The organism is Castellaniella denitrificans (assembly GCF_042653765.1).
GTDB classification, from domain to species: Bacteria; Pseudomonadota; Gammaproteobacteria; order Burkholderiales; family Burkholderiaceae_B; genus Castellaniella; species Castellaniella denitrificans.
Window position 1 is genome coordinate 79,308 of record NZ_JBHSEZ010000029.1, and the last position, 15,539, is coordinate 94,846.

The 15,539-nt window shown below is 65.9% G+C and carries 12 protein-coding genes; 3 read left to right on the plus strand and 9 right to left on the minus strand.

The annotated features are described in order from the left end of the window. A partial coding sequence (locus ACFO27_RS15395; RefSeq protein ID WP_376818139.1) for an efflux RND transporter periplasmic adaptor subunit occupies positions 1-1,341 on the plus strand: 1,341 nt, incomplete at its 5' end. After that, positions 1,338-4,499, plus strand: coding sequence for an efflux RND transporter permease subunit (locus ACFO27_RS15400; protein ID WP_376818140.1), 3,162 nt, complete (start codon positions 1,338-1,340; stop codon positions 4,497-4,499). The genes ACFO27_RS15395 and ACFO27_RS15400, both read left to right, overlap by 4 nt. A gap of 82 nt (positions 4,500-4,581) precedes the next feature. Here ACFO27_RS15400 and dmpG read toward each other — a convergent pair whose 3' ends face one another. From dmpG to ACFO27_RS15425, 5 genes are all read right to left on the minus strand, one after another. Next, entirely contained in the window at positions 4,582-5,622 is a 1,041-nt protein-coding gene (gene dmpG, locus ACFO27_RS15405; protein WP_376818141.1) for a 4-hydroxy-2-oxovalerate aldolase, read from the minus strand. Positions 5,623-5,633: 11 nt separating this feature from the next. Further along, the gene (locus tag ACFO27_RS15410) at positions 5,634-6,548 is read right to left on the minus strand and encodes an acetaldehyde dehydrogenase (acetylating) (protein WP_376818142.1); all 915 of its coding nucleotides are present in this window, start codon (positions 6,546-6,548) and stop codon (positions 5,634-5,636) included. A 49-nt stretch (positions 6,549-6,597) separates the two neighbouring features. Beyond that, complete coding sequence (locus tag ACFO27_RS15415; RefSeq protein WP_376818143.1) at positions 6,598-7,881, minus strand: TRAP transporter large permease; 1,284 nt, start codon at positions 7,879-7,881, stop codon at positions 6,598-6,600. Between the two features lie 3 nt (positions 7,882-7,884). After that, positions 7,885-8,361: a TRAP transporter small permease gene (locus ACFO27_RS15420; RefSeq protein WP_323025075.1), complete on the minus strand. Its 477-nt coding sequence runs from the start codon at positions 8,359-8,361 to the stop codon at positions 7,885-7,887. A 121-nt stretch (positions 8,362-8,482) separates the two neighbouring features. Then, positions 8,483-9,502: a TRAP transporter substrate-binding protein gene (locus tag ACFO27_RS15425; RefSeq protein WP_276809640.1), complete on the minus strand. Its 1,020-nt coding sequence runs from the start codon at positions 9,500-9,502 to the stop codon at positions 8,483-8,485. A 203-nt stretch (positions 9,503-9,705) separates the two neighbouring features. Here ACFO27_RS15425 and ACFO27_RS15430 point away from each other — a divergent pair, with 203 nt between their 5' ends. Then, a complete protein-coding gene (locus ACFO27_RS15430; protein ID WP_376818144.1) occupies positions 9,706-11,124 on the plus strand; it encodes an FAD-binding oxidoreductase in 1,419 nt (472 codons plus the stop codon). 68 nt (positions 11,125-11,192) lie between these two features. Here ACFO27_RS15430 and ACFO27_RS15435 read toward each other — a convergent pair whose 3' ends face one another. The 4 genes from ACFO27_RS15435 to ACFO27_RS15450 form a co-directional block, all read right to left on the minus strand. Beyond that, the gene (locus tag ACFO27_RS15435; RefSeq protein WP_276809637.1) at positions 11,193-11,969 is read right to left on the minus strand and encodes an IclR family transcriptional regulator; all 777 of its coding nucleotides are present in this window, start codon (positions 11,967-11,969) and stop codon (positions 11,193-11,195) included. Positions 11,970-12,165: 196 nt separating this feature from the next. Continuing rightward, the gene (locus ACFO27_RS15440; RefSeq protein WP_276809635.1) at positions 12,166-13,101 is read right to left on the minus strand and encodes a dihydrodipicolinate synthase family protein; all 936 of its coding nucleotides are present in this window, start codon (positions 13,099-13,101) and stop codon (positions 12,166-12,168) included. A gap of 52 nt (positions 13,102-13,153) precedes the next feature. Further along, complete coding sequence (locus ACFO27_RS15445; RefSeq protein WP_276809633.1) at positions 13,154-14,680, minus strand: UxaA family hydrolase; 1,527 nt, start codon at positions 14,678-14,680, stop codon at positions 13,154-13,156. Between the two features lie 61 nt (positions 14,681-14,741). Next, positions 14,742-15,536: a transporter substrate-binding domain-containing protein gene (locus ACFO27_RS15450; RefSeq protein ID WP_276809632.1), complete on the minus strand. Its 795-nt coding sequence runs from the start codon at positions 15,534-15,536 to the stop codon at positions 14,742-14,744. Between the last annotated feature and the right edge of the window lie 3 nt (positions 15,537-15,539).

The window sequence follows — 15,539 nt, forward strand, 5'->3', positions numbered from 1 at the left end:
GCGACGCGGCGGGAGCCCTTCCTGTCGATCATCCCGTTTCGAGAACTCATGGCGATTTCCTCCGTGCGCCGTTCCTTTCTGTGGTGGAGCCTGGCGGCGCTGCTGATCCTGGGCGCCTGGGGCTGGTGGTCCGGCCGTCCGGCGCCGGCGTCCGCCGCCGAGAACGCCGCGGCTCCCCCTGTCCTGGTGCATACGGCGACCGTGGCCGCGCGCGACATGCCCATCCGGATCCAGGGGCTGGGCGCGGTCCAGGCCTGGGCCAGCGTGACGGTGCGCGCGCGCATCGACGGCCAGCTGGAATCGGTGGGCTTCCGCGAAGGCGAGGTCGTGCGCCAGGGGCAGCTCATCGCCAGGCTCGACGACCGCACGCAGAAGGCCCAGCTGGCCCAGGCCATCGCCCAGCGGGCGCGCGACCAGGCGCAACTGGACAATGCCCGCGAGGACCTGGCGCGCTACGTCGAACTGGCCCGCCACGGCGCCATCGACCGCAAGACCCTGGACACCCAGCGCGCCCAGGTCGCGGTGCTGCAGGCCACGGTCCAGTCCGACGAGGCCCAGATCCAGGCCGCCCGCGTCCAACTGGACTACACCCGCATCACGGCGCCGCTGACCGGGCGCACCGGGGCCCTGCGGGTGGATCCGGGCAATCTGGTGCGCGCGACGGATGCCGACGGCCTGGTGCTGATCAACCAGATCGATCCGATCGCCGTCAGCTTCACCGTGCCGGACACGGCCTTCGCCGAGGTCCAGGCCGCCGTCCGCGCCCAGGCGCCGGCTGGCGGCGCCGCATCCGGCCCGCCGTCCGTGGCGGGCGGCGAAGCGGCAGGCAAGGCGGCGGGCGCGGCCGCCGCCCATCCCGTTCCGGGCCTGGCCGTCGAAGTCTACGGCCGGGGCCGGCCGGAACTGCTCGGCCGGGGCGCGCTGGTCCTGGTGGACAACCAGATCGACGCCGCCAGCGGCACGTTGCGCCTGAAGGCCCGGCTGGACAATCCCGGCCAGGGCCTGTGGCCGGGGCAGACCGTGGACGTGCGGCTGATCCTGGGCGACCGGGCCGGCGCCCTGGTGGTGCCGGAGTCCGCCGTGCAGCGCGGCGCCCAGGGGCTGTACGTCTATGTGGTCGAGCCGGACGGCCGGGTGCGCCCGCAGACGGTGCGGATGGCCGTGGCGCAGGACGGCCTGGCCGTGGTGACCGAGGGCCTCTCGGCGGGCCAGCGTGTCGTGGTCGACGGCCAGTACAAGCTGCGGCCCGGCCTGAAGATCGCCGAAGCCGCGGCTGAGGCGGCCGACGCGGCGTCGCCGGGCGGGAAAGCCGCGCCCGTCGCGCCCGGGGACGCGTCGTGAACATTTCCGAACCGTTCATCCGGCGTCCCATCGGCACCTCGCTGCTGGCGATGGCCCTGTTCCTGCTGGGCCTTGCGGTGTTTCCGCTGCTGCCGGTGGCACCGCTGCCCCAGGTCGATTTCCCCACCATCCAGGTCACGGCCAAGCTGCCCGGCGGCAATCCGGAAACCATGGCCACCAGCGTGGCCCAGCCGCTGGAACGGGAATTCTCCACCATTCCCGGCCTGGTGCAGATGAGCTCCGAGAACGCGCTGGGCGTGTCGCGCATCACGCTGCAGTTCGCGCTGGACCGCAACATCGACGGCGCCGCCCTGGACGTGCAGAGCGCCATCAACGCGGCCTCGCGGCAACTGCCCTCGAACCTGTCCAGCCCGCCGACCTTCCGCAAGGTCAATCCGGCGGACTTCTCCATCCTGATCCTGTCGGTGCAGTCCGACGTGCTGCCCGTCACCGAGGTCAACGACTTCGCCGACAACATTCTGGCCCAGCAGCTGTCGCGGGTCGAGGGTGTCGGCCAGGTGAACATCTTCGGCCAGCAGAAGCCGGCCATCCGCATCCAGGTCGACCCGCAGAAGATCGCCGCGCTGGGCCTGGACCTGGAATCGATCCGGGGCGTGATCGCCACCACCACGGTGAACCAGCCCAAGGGCACGATCGACGGCAGCCGCCAGAGCTACACCATCTACACCAACGACCAGATCCTGGACGCGGCGCCCTGGAACGACGTGATCGTCGCCTGGCGCAACGGCGCGCCGGTGCGGGTGCGCGACATTGGCACGGCCGTGCCGGGACCGGAAGACACGAAGCAGGCCGCCTGGGCCTTCGCCGGCCAGGGGGCGGGGCCGGGCGACGTCGCCCGGAACGGGCGTTCCCTGGTGATGGGGATCACCAAGCAGCCCGGGGCCAACGTCATCGACACGGTCGAGCGCGTGCGCGCGGAACTGCCGCGCCTGATGGCGTCCATGCCGGCCAGCATCCAGGTCAGCACCCTGATCGACCGCACCCAGAACATCCGCGCCTCGGTCCACGAGGTCGAATTCACGCTGCTGCTGTCGATCGTGCTGGTGGTGCTGGTGATCTTCATGTTCCTGCGCAACGTGGCGGGCACGCTGATCGCCAGCGTCACGGTACCGCTGGCGCTGATGGGGACCTTCGCCCTGATGTACGTGGCCGGCTACAGCCTGGACAACCTGTCGCTGATGGCGCTGACGATTTCCGTGGGCTTCGTGATCGACGACGCCGTGGTCATGCTGGAGAACATCTGGCGCCACGTGGAAGAGGGCATGCGGCCCATGGAGGCGGCCCTGAAGGGCGCGCGCGAGATCGGCTTCACCATCGTGTCGATCTCGGTATCGCTGATGGCCGTGTTCATCCCCCTGCTGCTGATGGGCGGCATGGTGGGGCGGCTGTTCCGCGAATTCGCCGTGACCGTCGTCATGACCGTGGTGATTTCCGTGCTGGTGACGCTCAGCCTGACGCCCATGCTGTGCTCGCGCTATCTGCGCAATCCGCAGCAGGCCTCGCACGGGCGGGTCTACCAGGCGTTCGAGCGCGGCTTCGACCGCATGCTGGCGGTCTACCGCCGGGGTCTGGACCATGCGCTGGACCATCAATTCGCCACGCTGTGCGTCTTCCTGGCGACGGTCGCCGCGTCCGCCGCGCTGTTCGTCGTGATCCCGAAGGGCTTCTTCCCGCAGCAGGACACGGGCGCGATCTTCGGCCTGGCCGAATCGTCGCAGGACAGCTCCTTCGACGCCATGAACCAGCGCATGATGGCCCTGGCCGAGGTCCTGCGCCAGGATCCGGACATCGCCGCCTTCGGCATGAGCAGCAACGCGCCGACCTTCAACACCGGGCGCTTCTTCATCAGCCTGAAGCCGCGCGACGCCGGGCGGCGCGCCAGCGCCGACGACGTCATCCGCCGGCTGCGCCCGCAGCTGGAGCACGTGCCCGGCGTGCGCCTGTTCATGCAGGCGGGCCAGGACATCAACGTCGGCGGGCGACTGTCGCGCACCCAGTACCAGTACACCCTGACCAGCGCCAGCCTGGACGAGCTCAACACCTGGGCGCCGCGCCTGCTGGAACGCTTCCGCGGCCTGCCGCAGCTGGCCGACCTGGCGACCGACCAGCAGAACGGCGCCAACACGGCGGTGGTCACGATCGACCGCGCCCGCGCGGCCATGTTCGGCATCACCCCGGCCATGATCGACAGCACGATCTACAACGCCCTGGGCCAGCGCCAGGTGGCGCAGTATTCCACCCAGATCAACAGCTACCAGGTCGTCCTGGAGATCACCCCGGAACTGCAGTCGGACCCGGACGTGTTCTCGCGCCTGTACGTCAAGTCGCCGCTGACCGGCGAGCAGGTGCCGCTGTCCAGCCTGACGCGGCTGGATACTTCGAAGCCGGGCTTCCTGTCGATCAATCACCAGGGCCAGTTCCCGGCGGTGACGATCTCCTTCAACCTGGCGGCCGGCTATTCGCTGGGCCAGGCGGTGGACGCCATCCACGCGGCCCAGGCCTCGATGGCGGTGCCCCTGTCGATCCAGGGGGCCTTCCAGGGCACGGCGCAGGCCTTCCAGGAGTCCCTGGCGACCCAGCCCTACCTGATCGCCGCCGCCCTGGTGGCCGTGTACATCGTGCTGGGCCTGCTGTACGAAAGCTACATCCATCCCCTGACCATCCTGTCCACCCTGCCGTCGGCGGGCGTGGGGGCGCTGCTGATCCTGATGGGCAGCGGCTTCGACCTGAGCGTGATCGCGATCATCGGCATCCTGCTGCTGATCGGCATCGTCAAGAAGAACGGCATCATGCTGATCGACTTCGCCCTGGTGGCCGAGCGCCAGCAGGGCCTGTCCCCGCGCGAGGCCATCTACCAAGCCTGCCTGCTGCGCTTCCGGCCCATCATGATGACCACGATGTGCGCCCTGCTGGCGGGCCTGCCGCTGATGCTGGGCAGCGGCGCCGGGTCCGAACTGCGCCAGCCGCTGGGCTACACGATGGTGGGCGGTCTGATCCTGTCGCAGGCGCTGACCTTGTTCACGACGCCGGTGGTGTACCTGTACCTGGACCGCCTGCATCACCGCTACGTGCGCGGCCGGGCGCTGAAGCAGGCGCAGCGGCTGCGGCGCGCGCGTGTGCGGGGGCGGGCGGCCTGAAAACGAAAGAAGCCTGGGCCGGATGCCCAGGCTTGAAGATCATGGCGCCCGGGCCCGGGTCCGCGGCCCGGAGCCGGCAGGGTCAGGCGATGGTCGTCTGTTTTTCGCGCTGGGCCAGCAAGGACAGCGCGGTATCCTCGATCATGTCCTCCTGGCCGCCCACCATGCCGCGGCGGCCCATCTCGACCAGGATCTCGCGCGCGGGCACCCCGTATTTTTTCTCGGCGCGCTTGGCGAACAATAGAAATGATCCGTAGACCCCTGCGTAGCCCAGCGTCAGGGCGTCGCGGTCGATGCGGATCGGGAAATCCATCATGGGGACGACGAGATCCTCGGCGACATCCTGGATCTTGAAGACGTCCACATCGGTCCGGATCTTCATCAGGTCCAGCACGGCCACCAGGACTTCCATGGGCGTGTTGCCCGCGCCCGCTCCCAGGCCCGCGCAGGCCGCGTCGATGCGGGTGGCGCCGGCCTCGATCGCGGCGATGCTGTTGGCTACGCCCATGGCGAGGTTGTGGTGACCATGAAAGCCCAGTTCGGTCTCGGGCTTCAGCGCTTCGCGCACGGCCAGCAGGCGCTCGCGCACGGTCTCGGGCAGCAGGTGGCCCGCGGAATCGGTCACATAGATGCAGTTGGCGCCGTAGCCTTCCATCAGCCGGGCCTGGCGGGCCAGGCCTTCGGGGCTGTTCATGTGGCTCATCATCAGGAAGCCCACCGTATCCATGCCCAGGCGCCGGGCCTCGGTGATGTGCTGTTCGGACACGTCGGCCTCGGTGCAGTGGGTGGCGACGCGGATGGTATGCACGCCCAGATCGTGCGCCATGCGCAGGTGGTCGGTGGTGCCGATGCCGGGCAGCAGCAGGGCGGAGACCTTTGCGTGCTTCACCACGGGCAGGACGGCTTTCAGGTATTCCTCGTCCGAGTGCGCGGGAAAGCCGTAGTTGACGGAGGCGCCGCCCAGGCCGTCGCCATGGGTGACTTCGATCAGCGGCATCCCGGCGGCGTCCAGGCCGGCGGCCACGGTGCGCATCTGGTCCAGCGTGATCCGGTGCTGCTTGGGATGCATGCCGTCGCGCAGCGTCATGTCGTGCAGCGTTATTTTCTTGCGTTCTTGGGTCATGGTTCGGTTCCTCAGAGGGCGGAAGGGGTGGCCTGGGCCGCGCCCTGCAGCATGTGTTCGGCCATCAGCTCGGCGGTGCGGGCCGCGGCGGCCGTCATGATGTCCAGGTTGCCGGAATATTTCGGCAGGTAGTCGCCCAGGCCCTCGATCTCCAGGTAGACCGACACGCGCCGGCCGTCGAAGACCGGTCCGTTCACCAGCCGATAACCGGGGACGTATTTGCGCACCTGTTCGAGCATCCGGTGGATGGATTCGGTGATCGCGGTCTGATCGGGCTCGGTTGCCGTCAGGCAGTGCACGGTGTCGCGCATGATCATCGGCGGCTCGGCCGGATTCAGGATGATGATGGCCTTGCCCTTTTTCGCGCCGCCCACCTGCTCCACGGCACCGGCCGTGGTACGGGTGAATTCATCGATGTTCTTGCGGGTCCCGGGCCCGGCGGAGCGGGACGACACGGTCGCCACGATCTCGCCATATTCCACAGGCTGGATGCGTGATACGGCGTACACCATGGGGATGGTCGCCTGCCCGCCGCAGGTCACCATATTGACGTTCTGCCGGTCCTGCCCCACCAGATCGGCCAGGTTGACCGGCGGCACGCAATAGGGTCCGATGGCCGCCGGCGTCAGGTCGATCATGCGTACGCCCAGCGCCGTGAGCTTGTCGGAATTGGCTTTGTGTACATAGGCGCTGGTCGCGTCGAAGGCGAAGCGGATGTCGTCCTCTAGGACGTGGGGCAGCAGGCCGTCCACGCCCTGGTCGCTGGTTTTCAGGCCCAGCTCCCGAGCCCGTTTCAGGCCGTCGGATTGTGGGTCGATGCCGACCATCCAGACAGGCTCGATCCAGTCGCTGCGCATCAGCTTGGCCAGCAGGTCGGTGCCGATGTTCCCGGGGCCGATGATGGCGGCCCGTAGCTTCTTTGTCATGACGAACTCCAATTATCCGAGCGTGAAATTAGGGTCATGGGAGGCGCGCTCACTTGCCCATGAGACTCAACGGCGCCAGCGACAGCGGCGGCACGTAGGTGATCAGCAGCAGCACGATCAGCATCGAAGCGATGAAGATCAGCGCACCGGCGGAGGCTTTTTCCAGCGTGGTGTTGCCGATGCGGGCGCCCACGAACAGATTGACCCCCACGGGTGGCGTCACCATGCCGATGGCCAGGTTGACGATGACCACGATGCCGAAGTGCACGGCGTCGACGCCCACGGCCAATACCACCGGCAGCAGGATGGGCGTAAGGATGATGATGGCGGCCAGGGTCTCCATGAACATGCCGACGAACAGCAGCAGCACGTTGATCAGCAGGAGAATCAGCACGTGGTTGTCGGTCAGGCTGACCATGGCCTCGGCGATCATCACCGGGATGCGTTCGATCGTCAGAACGCGGCCGAAGATCGTCGCCGTGCCCACGATCAGGATCACGGTGGCCGAGGTCAGCGCGGATTCGGCGATGACGCGGTACAGATCCTTCCAGCTCAGTTCGCGGTGTACGAAGACCCCTATCACGAAACCGTAGATCACGCCCACGGCGGCCGCTTCTGTGGGGGTGAAGATCCCGCCGTAGATGCCGCCCAGAATGATCACGGGAACCAGCAGGGCCCATTTGGCGTCCCAGACCGTGGCCAGGATCTCGCTGCCGGTGTAGCGGCGGTCCTCTCCCGTATAGCCGCGCTTGCGGGCGCTGAACCATGCGACGATGATCAGGCCGAAGCCGACCAGCAGGCCCGGGATGATGCCGGCGATGAACATTTGCGTGATCGACACGTTGGCCGACACCGCGTAAATGATCATGGGGATGCTGGGGGGGATGATGATGCCGATGCTGCCGGCCGAGGCTATGAGGCCGACGGACCACCCCTTGTCATAGCCGGCCTTGGCCATGGCGGGCAGCATGATGCCGCCGATGGCCGCCACGGTGGCCGGGCCCGAACCGGAGATGGCCGCGAAGAACATGCACGTCACCACTGCGATGATGGCCAGTCCGCCGGTGTAGCGGCCGAAGAAGACGGCGCCGACGTTCAGCAGGCGGCGCGACAGGCCGCCGTGACCCATCAGGTCGCCGGCCAGGATGAAGAAAGGCACCGCCATCAGGGGGAAGGAATCGATCGAGGTGACCAGGCCCTGGGCGATGAAGCTGCTGCTGACCTTGCCGCTGTACAGCAAGGCGAAGGCTGAGGCCAGTCCCAGGGAGATGGCTACCGGAACGGCGGCGACCAGCAGGATGATGAACGTGCCGAATAGCAGGAATGAAACCATGGTTCAGACCTCCTCGCCGATGGCGCGGTATTCCTGGGCGATGGCCTGCAGCAGCCGGATCACCGCCAGTCCCAGGCTCACCGTGGGAGCCAGGTAGATCCAGCCCATGTGGATGCCCAGGGACGAGGATTTCTGGCCGAAGTGAAAGATCTTCATGGCCAGCGTCCAGCCCTCCTTCATCACCAGAAAGGCGAAGGCACCGAACACCAGGTAGGCGAAGATGTGCAGCCAGTGACGGCCGCGCGCCGGCAGGCGTTCGCTCAGGGCTGTCACGCAGATGTGGGCCTTGCGCTTGACGCCGTAGCTGACGCCGATGTAGGTGGCCCAGATGAAGCAGTAGCGAGCCAGCTCTTCGGACCATGCCAGGGAGTTGAGCATGACATAGCGCATGAAGACCTGCGCGCCGATCAGGATGGACATGGCTGAAAGCAGGAGGACGAGCAGGGCCTCCTCGAAGTGATCGTCGATCAGCTTGAGCATGATGGGGGTTCCGGTTCGTGGTCCGAGCCGCTCGGGCCATGGCCTGGCCGGGGCGGGCGGGGGGTAGGGGGCGCCCTGGGTGCCGGGGTACGGGCCCTGGACGCCGGTTGCTGGCAGGGAATCAGCGATTGACTTCGGCGACGATGGCATCCACGACTTCGGCGCCGATCTTCTTCTTGACCATGTCGTAGATCGGGCCCATGCGGTCGGCGAAGGCGGCGTGTTCCTCGGGCGTCAGGTCAATGATCTGCACCTGCGGCATGGCGGCGACGGCCTTCTCGTCGGCCTGCTGGGCCAGTTCACGCTGGTAGCGCGTCGTATCCTTCACGACCTGGTCGAAGATGGCGCGGTCCTGGTCGCTGAAGCCGTTGTAGACATCCGGGTTGATCAGCAGAGGCCAGGGCGAATAGACGTGGTTCGTGCGGGTGATGTATTTCTGCACCTCGTAGAACTTCATGTCGTAGAACAGGTTGATCGGGCCTTCCTGTGCATCGAAGGTGCCCTGCTGGAGCGCGGTGAACAACTCGCCGAAGGCCAGCGGCGCGGGGTTGGCGCCTTCCGCCTTCCAGGCGGCGATGTGGACTTCATTTTCCATGGTGCGCATTTTCATGCCTTCCAGATCCTTCGGGCTGCGGATCGGTCGCACGTTGTTGGTCAGCTGGCGAAAACCGTTTTCCCAATAGGCCAGGCCCTTGATGCCGACCTGGTCCAGGCTGGCCAGCAGTTTGGTGCCGATGGCGCCGTCCAGTACCCGGTAGACGCCTTCGCGGTCCTTGAACATGAAGGGGATGTCCAGGGCGAAGAAGTCCTGGTTGAATGCGCCGAGCACCGCCGATGACACGAAGGACAGGTCCAGGTTGCCGAGCTGGATGCTTTCGATCTGTTCGCGTTCGCTGCCGAGCTGGGAGCTGGGGAAGACCTGCAGGGTGATGCGGCCGTCGGTCTTTTCCTTCAGTTCCTTGGCCATGAATTCCAGGGCCTGATGGCCTGTGCTGGTGGTCGAGGACGAGTGGGCCGCCTTCAGCACGGTCTGCGCGGAGGCGGGGATGGGCGCGGCCAGCCCGAAGGCCAGAGCGACCAGGCCGGGCGCCAGGAAGGTCTTGCGGGCAAGGCGCCCTGTGAGTATCGCGAAGGATTGCATGTCTTCTCCGTGGGGGTGTGTCTGATCTGTCTTTCGGCCTGGACTTTCCATCCGGCCAGCCGAGGCTGCCGGACGCCTGGAGGCGGGCCGGCGCGGGACGACGGGCCTGTATTCAGCCGTCCGGAGATTTTAGATTGGTGATAAAATTTTTTCAATAGATGAGATTAAGTCCCATATATTGAGAATATAGATCTGAGGATACTATGAGCAATACGCCCACGATCCGGAATGACGATGAGATCCTGTTGGCCCGCTTGCGGTCCGAACTGGGCACCGGCTGCGTTCGTGCCGGTGCGGACATCGGCGAGAAGCACCTGGGAGACTGGAGCACGGAGAGAGGCGGCCGGCCGATCGCCGTGGTGCTGCCGGGCCGCACGGGCGAAGTTTCCCGGGCGCTGGCGGTGTGCCATGAACTGCGGCGTCCCGTAGTGCCGCAGGGCGGCCTGACCGGATTGGCGGGCGGAGCGGTTCCGACCGAAGGGGCGGTGGCCCTGTCGCTGGAACGTATGAACCGGATCGAGGCGCTGGACGCCGATGCCGCGACCTTGACGACGCAGGCCGGTGTGCCGCTGCAGGTGATCCAGGAGGCGGCGGCCGCGGCCGGTTTCCTGTGCGGCCTGGACCTGGGGGCGCGGGGCTCGTGCCAGATCGGCGGCAATATCTCGACCAACGCGGGCGGCAATCGTGTCATCCGCTATGGCATGACGCGTGACCTGGTGCTGGGTCTGGAGGTCGTGCTGCCCGACGGGACCGTGCTGTCGATGATGAACCAGATGACCAAGAACAATACCGGCATCGATCTGAAGCAACTGTTCATCGGCGGTGAAGGGACGCTGGGCATCGTGACCCGCGCCGTGCTGAAGCTGCATCCGGGCATTGCGGGAGCCAATACGGCGCTGGTTGCCCTGAATGGCTTCGAGTCCGCCCTGGCGCTGCTGCGCCATGCGCGCCAGGCGCTGTCGGGCCGGGTCAGCGCGTTCGAGCTGATGTGGGCGGACTACTATCGCGCGGCTACGACGCTGGGCGGCGCGCGCGCGCCGCTCGCGCCTGACCATCCCTTGTATGTGCTGATGGACATGCAGAGCCCCCTGCCGCAAGAGGATGCGCCGCGGTTTGAGGCAGTGCTGGAACATGCGCTGGCCGAGGGGTGGGCCGTGGATGCGGCCATTGCGCAATCCCATGGGGATGCCGAGGACTTCTGGGCTTTGCGCGACAGCATCGCCGAGATGCTGCCGAAGCTGGCGCCCACGATCAATTTCGACGTGTCCGTGCCTGTTTCCAGTATCGGCATGTGCGTCGAGCGTATGCGCGCCGCGATGGAGAATGGGTTTCCCGGCATCGCCCACATGTATTTCGGCCATGTCGGTGATGGCAACGTGCACATCGTGGCGGGACCCCTGCCGCAGGACGGCGGCCAAACGGAGCATGCGATCGAGCGGGCGTTCTACACCATCGTGCGCGAGTTGTCCGGCTCCGTGTCGGCCGAGCATGGCATCGGCCTGCACAAGCGGCCCTGGCTGGAGTACAGCCGAAGTCCGGCCGAGATCCAGTTGATGCGCACGTTGAAGCAGGCGCTGGATCCGCGCGGCATTATGAATCCCGGAAAGATCATCGCATCGTAGGGTGCCGCGCGTCCTGTACGGTTTTCCCAGGCAGGAATATTCAGGGCCGATTCCCTGCCGGGGCGTGGTCAGTCGCCCAATTCCGCGCTGATCTGGCGGGCGGCTTCCATCACGACCGGTGCCAGATCATGCATGCGGGACGGCGGCATGTAATCCGTCGTGCTGGATACGCTGATGGCGGCGACGATGGCGTGGCTGGCGTCCCGGATGGGGGCGGCCACGCAGCGGATCGACTGCTCGTCTTCGCCCAGGTCGTAGGTATGGCCTTTGCGGGCATAGTCCTGCATCATCGCGATCCATTGCTCGCGAGGTCCGGTGAGCCCCAGCCGCTGGGCGTCTGCATCGTAAAGCGCGGCCCAGGATTCTATCGAGCCGTCCAGCAGCAGCGCCTTGCCCACGCCAGTGGAGAGCAGAGGCTTGATGCCACCGATTCGTGAACTGATTTCCACAGGCCGGCGGCTGGCGATCTTGTCGAGGTAGAGCACTGCGCCCATTTCCTCGCATGCCAGGTGGATCGTATCGCTGGTCTTTTGGGCCAGCCTTTCGAGGAAGGGACGTGCGACGGCGGTCAGTTCGACCTGGCTGTATGCCTGGAAGCCCAGGGCCAGGAGCTTGCTGCCCAGTCGATAGCCTTTGCCCGGCACGCGTTTCAGGTATCGCCGCTGCATCAGCACCGAAATGAGGCGGTGTGCCGTACTGTAGGTCATGCCGGTGCGCTCGGCGATTGCTCCGATGTCGTGCGCGCCGTCCTTCGAGACGGCTTCGATGATGTCGAGGCCGCGCACAAGGGTCTGGCTTGCCGTGGCCTGCTTGCTGGGAGCCGTCTCGTGCCCTGCCTTTTCCATGGAGTCTTTTTTGTCCTGTGTGTACGCTTGGCCTGATCGGGACAGCAGCGTGGCCGCTGTCCGGTACAAGCCTGGACATTCTACGGTATGGACGCGAGATGGCTCCCGACCGCACGGAGGCGCTCGCTTCTGTTGCGAAAAAATATCCCCGGCCGGGGCCGGGGATGGATGGAGCCGAAGCGCGGGCGGCGCGTATCTATGCCGCCCAGCGCAGCACCAGCGGATCCAGCCGGCGCGCGGCTTCGATCAGGCCGTCCCGGATGGCTGGAATGGCCATGGTGAACGGATGGCGGGCGTAGTCCGAGCCGATGATTCCGCCTTCCCTCATCAGGATCTTGCTGGTCTGGATGCCCGTCTGCCGGTTCTCGTAGTTGATCAGCGGCAGCCATTGCTGGTAGAGCGAAACGGCCTTTTCCCTGTCTCCCGAGAGATGCGCATCGAAAATGGCCTTGATGCCATCCGGGTAGCCGCCGCCCGTCATGGCGCCGGTGGCGCCTGCGTCCAGGTCGGGCAGCAGCGTGATGGATTCCTCGCCGTCCCAGGGACCCTCGATGGCGTCGCCGCCCAGTTCGATCAGCGCCCTGAGCTTGCTGGCCACGCCGGCGCTTTCGATCTTGAAGTAGCGCGCATGCTCGATTTCCCGCGCCATGTTGGCCAGGGCGCGCGCCGACAGCGGGGTGCCGCTGATGGGTGCATCCTGGATCATGATGGGGATGTCGCTGGCGTCGGACAGGCGGCTGAAGTATTCATGGACGCGTGCTTCGTCGCAGCGGATGGTGGCCCCATGGTAGGGAGGCAGCACCATGACCATGGCGGCGCCGAAATCCCGGGCGTGACGGTTGCGCTGGATGCAGATGTCGGTGCTGTAGTGCGAGGTGGTGACGATGACCGGGACGCGGCCGGCCACGTGCTTCAGGATGGCCTCGGTCAGGATCTTGCGCTCTTCGTCCGACAAGGAGAATTGTTCCGAGAAGTTCGCCAGCAGGCTCAGGCCGTCGGAGCCCGCGTCGATCATGAAGTCGACGCAGCGGCGCTGGCCATCCAGGTCGAGCGAGCCGTCGTCCTTGAAGATGGTCGGGACGACGGGGTAGACGCCCTTGTAGCGGGCTTTTTGATAACGATCGTATGTCATCGGGGAAAATTCCAATCCACGGGAATGAGAAATGGGGGAAAGCGAGGGCGGCTTAGGTGATGACGCTCAACTGCCAGGGCACGAACTCGTTCTGCCCGTAGCCGTAGAGTTCGCTCTTCGAGGGCTCCCCCGAGGCGCAGCGGATGATCATTTCGTAGAACTCCCGGCCCAGCTGGTGGATGTCGGAGCCCTGATCGACGACCGTGCCGCAATTGATGTCCATATCGTCCTGCTGACGGTTCCACAGGGCGGTGTTGGTGGCCAGCTTGAGCGAGGGCGCGGGTGCGCACCCAAAGGCCGAGCCGCGGCCCGTCGTGAAACAGATTATGTTGGCGCCGCCGGCCACCTGGCCGGTGGCCGACATCGGGTCGTAGCCGGGCGTGTTCATGAACACCAGGCCCTTGGCCTCGACGGGTTCGGCATATTGGTAGACCTCCATCATGCCGGTCGTGCCGCCCTTGGCCACGCCGCCCAGGGATTTCTCTAGCACCGTGGTCAGCCCGCCGGCCTTGTTGCCTGCCGAAGGATTGTTGTCCAGCGAAGCGTTGTTGCGCTCGCACAGCTCTTTCCACCAGTCGATCACGTCCACCAGTTTGCGACCAATCTCGGGACTGGCCGCGCGGCAGGTCAGCAGGTGTTCGGCGCCGTAGATTTCCGGCGTTTCGGAAAGGATCGCCGTGCCGCCGTTGCGTACCAGGATGTCCATGGCGGCGCCCAGCACGGGGTTGGCCGTGATGCCCGAGTAACTGTCCGAGCCACCGCATTGCAGGCCGATCTTCAGGTGGCTGACGGGGACGGGGGTCCGTTCGACCTGGTTGGCCTCGGCCAGCATGCTCTTGATGATCTCGATTCCCTTGGCGATGCTTTTCGGCGTGCCGCCGGCGTCCTGGATGTTGAAGGTCTGGAGGTTGCGGCCTTCTTCCAGCGCCTGGGCTTTCATCATGGCCGAGATCTGGTTGGTCTCGCATCCCAGGCCGATGACCAGGATGCCGGCGAAGTTCGGGTGCCGCACGTAGCCCGCGATCGTCCGCTGCATGATCTTCAGCCCTTCGCCCGCCGCGTCGATGGCGCAGCCGAAACCATGGGTCAGGGCGACCACGCCGTCCACGTTGGGATAGGGGGCCAGGGCCTCGGGGCGGATGTCCTTTCGAAACTGGTCCGCGATGGCTCGTGCCACGGTGGCCGAACAGTTCACCGAGGTCAGGATGCCGATGTAGTTGCGGGTCGCGACGCGCTGGTCGGGCCGGACGATGCCCATGAAGGTATCCGGCACGTCGACGAGCTGCGTCGGCACGTAGTCTTCGGAATAACGATAGTCCTTCTCGAATTCCCCGATCGCCAGGTTGTGCACGTGCACGTGCCGGCCGATGGCGATGTCCTGGGTGGCGAAGCCGATGACCTGGCCGTAGCGCCGGATGGGGGCGCCTTTGCTTACCGGTTTGATGGCGACTTTGTGCCCGGACGGGATGGCGTCGAGCAGCCGGATGCTGTTGACGACCGCGTCCTTGGGCAGTTCCCGCAGGGCGATCATGACGTCATCGGCGGGATTGAGAATCAGAAACTGGGGGCTGTTCGACATGGCATGGATCTCATGATGGGACGCGGCCCCCGGATGGCCGGAGCCGCGTCCTGGGTGACGCTTACTTCAGCATTTCCTCGGGCAGCGACTGGCCGAAGAAGTATTTCTGGTAGATGCCGTTGAGCTTGCCGTTCTTCAGGTTCGCGCTCACCCATTCGTTGATGCGCGCCTTCAGTTCGGGTTCGTTCTGGCGGATGCCGACGCCCATCGGGAAGCTGACGGCGGTGTACTTGTAGGCGATGTCGGTATTCGGGCTGGTCTTCTTGATTTCCGGCAGCACGCTGCTGGCCGCCACGATGTACTTCTGCTGGCCGGTCATGATGGCCGTATTGGTCGTGGCGTCGTCCTGATAACGGACGATCGTGACGTCGGGCACGTTCTTGGTGCTGTCGGTGATGATCTTGTCGCTGGTCGTGCCGCGCGTGACGGCGATGGCCTTGCCGGACAGATCCTGGGGGCCGGAGACCTTGACGCTCTCGGGGCCGCCCACGACGACGGGTACCACGCCATACGGTTCGGAGAAGTCGATGACTTTCTTGCGTTCATCGGTGATCGAGAACGAGGCCATGATCACGTCGACTTTCTTGGTGCGCAGGAACTGTACGCGGGTCGGCCCGGTTACAGGGACGATGGCCAGCTTTACGCCCAGCGCCTCGGCCAGCAGGTGGGCGGAATCGACGTCGAAGCCGGTTTTCTGGGCGTTCGCGTCGACCATGCCGTAGGGCGGCGCGCTGATGTCGACGCCGATGGTGATTTCGCCTTTTTTCTGGATGTCTTCCAGCTGATTGGCCTGGGCCCCGGCGGCGCAGGCCAGGGCCAGGGAGCAGGCGGCGAGGATGTTGAAGGTTTTTTTCATGAG

Coding starts and splice junctions, on each gene's coding strand:
- dmpG (WP_376818141.1), bottom strand. CDS start 5,622: ATGACCCAAGAACGCAAGAAAATAACGCTGCACGACATGACGCTGCGC.
- ACFO27_RS15410 (WP_376818142.1), bottom strand. CDS start 6,548: ATGACAAAGAAGCTACGGGCCGCCATCATCGGCCCCGGGAACATCGGC.
- ACFO27_RS15415 (WP_376818143.1), bottom strand. CDS start 7,881: ATGGTTTCATTCCTGCTATTCGGCACGTTCATCATCCTGCTGGTCGCC.
- ACFO27_RS15420 (WP_323025075.1), bottom strand. CDS start 8,361: ATGCTCAAGCTGATCGACGATCACTTCGAGGAGGCCCTGCTCGTCCTC.
- ACFO27_RS15425 (WP_276809640.1), bottom strand. CDS start 9,502: ATGCAATCCTTCGCGATACTCACAGGGCGCCTTGCCCGCAAGACCTTC.
- ACFO27_RS15430 (WP_376818144.1), top strand. CDS start 9,706: ATGAGCAATACGCCCACGATCCGGAATGACGATGAGATCCTGTTGGCC.
- ACFO27_RS15435 (WP_276809637.1), bottom strand. CDS start 11,969: ATGGAAAAGGCAGGGCACGAGACGGCTCCCAGCAAGCAGGCCACGGCA.
- ACFO27_RS15440 (WP_276809635.1), bottom strand. CDS start 13,101: ATGACATACGATCGTTATCAAAAAGCCCGCTACAAGGGCGTCTACCCC.
- ACFO27_RS15445 (WP_276809633.1), bottom strand. CDS start 14,680: ATGTCGAACAGCCCCCAGTTTCTGATTCTCAATCCCGCCGATGACGTC.
- ACFO27_RS15450 (WP_276809632.1), bottom strand. CDS start 15,536: ATGAAAAAAACCTTCAACATCCTCGCCGCCTGCTCCCTGGCCCTGGCC.